This window comes from Barnesiella sp. CU968 (genome assembly GCF_905219685.1).
In the GTDB taxonomy this organism is placed as follows: Bacteria; Bacteroidota; Bacteroidia; order Bacteroidales; family Muribaculaceae; genus Lepagella; species Lepagella muris_A.
In genome coordinates, this window is sequence record NZ_CAJMXD010000418.1 from 1 (window position 1) to 2,426 (window position 2,426).

Sequence of the window (2,426 nt, forward strand, 5' to 3'; positions counted from 1 at the left end):
ATTNTTAAGCACGTGTTTTTATTAAAATTTCAGGTGTTTTGAATGACGTTTTTCGGAACATCAAACTGAACACCCTATAAAATTAATAACTTTGCACAATAAAATCAGCTCATCAACCACGCAGTTGAAGGAGTTACGGAGGCGGCTGTTAAGGTTAGCCTCTTGCTTTTTTAATAGACTCCTGAATCATTGCAATAAGCTCGTCGGGAGTATTTATATCGTAAGTATACGGTATACTAAGGAGTTGCAGTTTAAATGGTTCAACCCTAATTTTGGTAAGTCATTGAATTGGCTGAACTTATCTTCTTTTTTTACTGTCCGAAGGCTGTCACAGCCTCCATTTCTAAGCCACACCGAGCTTGTTGTGCTTTCGTATGCAAAATTAGCGATAATACGGCTAATGGACAAGGGGCATTAAACCGAAAATCGGTCGGATTAGGACTATTCTACGCATAATGAGTCATAGAGCTACGACTGTAACACGACTACTAGTCGTGTATAATGAACCAAAGACGGTTTCTAGTCGTAATGTTCCCATCTGTTGCCATCTCAGAGAGTATGTTGCCTAAAACGCGTTGATTCTGCTCTTTGGTGTTTCGGCTGGGTAGGGTGCCTTGGAGATATTCGAGTATTGCATCGCGTTTGGCTCCATCTGTGCCGGCATTTTGAATATATTGCAGAATCATGTGCTTTATTTTGTCGCGTTCCAGGCCCCTGACCCTTGTGTAGCCGGGAAGCTGCTTGGAGGCTTTAGCCACTCCGAGGGAGATTGTGTAGTTTGGGGCTTCGCCTTCGATTAACCCACGCTTCAGTAGATCTGTTGCTATTTCTTCATCGATACGGTGTCCTTTCTGGATGGCATCGAGGGAAATGCAGTCGTGGAGTGTCAGGTTGTCGTTGTCTTTGAGTAATTTGGTGTACCGTTCATTGATGGCATTGCCATAGATGCGCACGGCAACCTCCTTTTTCTCGTTGTCAATCTCATAATCAGGCATTGGGAAACGGCGTTCCATCTGTTCGGTAAACATCTTCTTGATTCCTCGGCTTACCGTGTCAATCATATTGAAATGAACCATAGCCATGCACAGACAGGCATTGCGGAAGAATCTCTGCGGACCGTTCGTCGCCAAGGCGTTTTCCAATGTGCCGGGGATGAATGAACCACCGTTGGCATAATACAAGAAGCCCGGATTCTCGACGAAGTTAATTCTTTGACGCAGAGTGTAATCCTGGTGTGCTATGCAGTTATGTAATGCCTCGCGAATGGTATAATCATCATACTGCTTCATTGTATCAGGGAACAATGTTCCTCCGGGCATTTCTCGCAAAGTCAGGTTATGAATCTTGGCAAGAATTTCATCTACAGTCAGTATAAATGGCACGGAGAAATGCTCATAATCGACCACATCTTGTTTTTCGTCGCGGAGAGTCCATGTCACCTCAGCGACAGCCGGGCGCAGTTTGCTATCAGAGAACATCTTGCCAAGCAGAATGATTGCGGCGCGTGTGAGCTTGCCGTCAACCTCAATCGGAACGATCTCGCGGAATGTCTGACCATCGGTTGTATGCTGTGCGAAATCATGCTTGAGATTATTGAGCGCACTCTCTCCGTTTTTATACGATGTACCGACAATCTCATGCTTTTTCTCGTCATAGCCGAATATCAGCCATGCGAACTCCAGTCCACGAAGATTCGCCTCGTTGCTCAACGCCGAGAAATACTTGCCCAAGTCATCGAAGTCAAAGCTGTTGAACGATTGTTCATTATATGAGCAAGCGTATCAATTGTTGTATAATGATATAGTTTCATAGACTATTACAAGTCATTGAGATATTGAAGAAGAGTTTTTAATGTAATAGCACCTTCTACCTCTTTGGATTCAAATACCATAAAGTACCGGAATTTGTCTCCAGCAAGGTCTGCCCATTTATTTCCTAACTTTATCTTGTCAACACTCTCTGCATTTGCAAGATGATCACCTTTTGTTTCGATAAGAAGAGTCCTTCCGGACTTCATTCTTACAATAAAGTCCGGATAGTGGTTGATAAACCCATTTAGGACAAACTCTTTTTTGTCTCGGTTACGGTGCCAAAAAAAGACATTCGGATGTTCGGCAATCGCTGCGATTGCGTCATACTCAAATCCATTGACACTTTCTTCGGCAACATAGAGTCCTTTATCAATGCCAACCAATTCGTCTTGGAGCGTAATTTTGTCAATAAAGGTATAATGCCCTTTGAGTTTGATACGACCGGTAGTGAGCCATTTGATGAAAGTCTTACGCCAATGATCCTTTAGCAACGACTCTATCTTCTTTTTTATGGTGTCACGAGTGATATAGATATTATCACTAGTGTCTCTTAAAAAGTGTTAATCAAATTCGAGGTCAAGAGTTGGATGGCAATTTGCTATTTGTGCTGGCTCC

At 43.1% G+C, this 2,426-nt stretch carries 1 protein-coding gene and 1 pseudogene; both read right to left on the bottom strand.

All coding sequences use genetic code 11. The annotated features are described in order from the left end of the window. Positions 1–488 precede the first annotated feature (488 nt). Positions 489–1,553, bottom strand: a pseudogene (locus JX312_RS12270) (ATP-binding protein); the annotation flags it as partial. Positions 1,554–1,816: 263 nt separating this feature from the next. After that, positions 1,817–2,302 (bottom strand): hypothetical protein, encoded by a 486-nt coding sequence (locus JX312_RS12275; RefSeq protein WP_204458181.1) that lies wholly within the window; start codon positions 2,300–2,302, stop codon positions 1,817–1,819. Positions 2,303–2,426 lie beyond the last annotated feature (124 nt).